Raw genomic sequence first — 671 nt, 5'->3', positions numbered from 1 at the left:
GTGTAGCGGAAACCGAAGTTTTCAAACAAAGACAGCGACTGCTTGGCGTGTTCGGCTTCGCCCGCCAGCGTTTTGATTTTGTGCTCGACTTTTTGGGCAAGCTCCATCGCGCCGGGCAGTTTGTCCAAAACCTTGCTTGATTGCGCCTTGATGGTGCTCAACACGCCGCGCATATCGCGCACGACGTTGCTGGCGAGGTATTTCGGCAGTGCGCCGACGTTGGGGGAAATCGACATTTCGTTGTCGTTGAGAATGACCAGCAGGTTCACGTCCATGTCGCCCGCGCAGTTTAAGGCCTCAAACGCCTGACCTGCCGTCATCGCGCCGTCGCCGATAATGGCGACGCTACGGTGGTCGTTGCCCAAGAGTTTGTCTGCCGCCGCCATGCCCAAAGCCGCGCCGATGGAGGTGGAGGAGTGCCCCACGCCGAAAGCGTCGTATTCGGACTCGCTGCGCTTGGGGAATCCCGCCAAGCCACCGTAGCGGCGCATGGTGTGCATTTGATCTTTGCGGCCGGTGAGGATTTTGTGTGGATAACTTTGATGGCCGACGTCCCAAACCAGCTTGTCTTCAGGCGTGTGATAGACGTAGTGCAGAGCCACCGTCAGCTCGACCGCGCCTAAGTTGCTGGCGAAATGACCGCCGGTTTGTCCGACGGAATCCAGCAGAAA

Annotated in this window: 1 protein-coding gene; it reads right to left on the bottom strand. The window is 58.4% G+C overall.

Going from position 1 to position 671, the window contains the following annotated elements:
- On the bottom strand, window positions 1–671 hold a 671-nt coding region (locus ACTHUR_RS14705), incomplete at both ends, for a 1-deoxy-D-xylulose-5-phosphate synthase N-terminal domain-containing protein (protein WP_440399327.1).

Source organism: Neisseria sp. P0021.S007 (assembly GCF_051956855.1).
The sequence above is the reverse complement of the archived record's forward strand: the minus strand, read 5'-3'. Positions and strand labels throughout refer to the sequence as shown.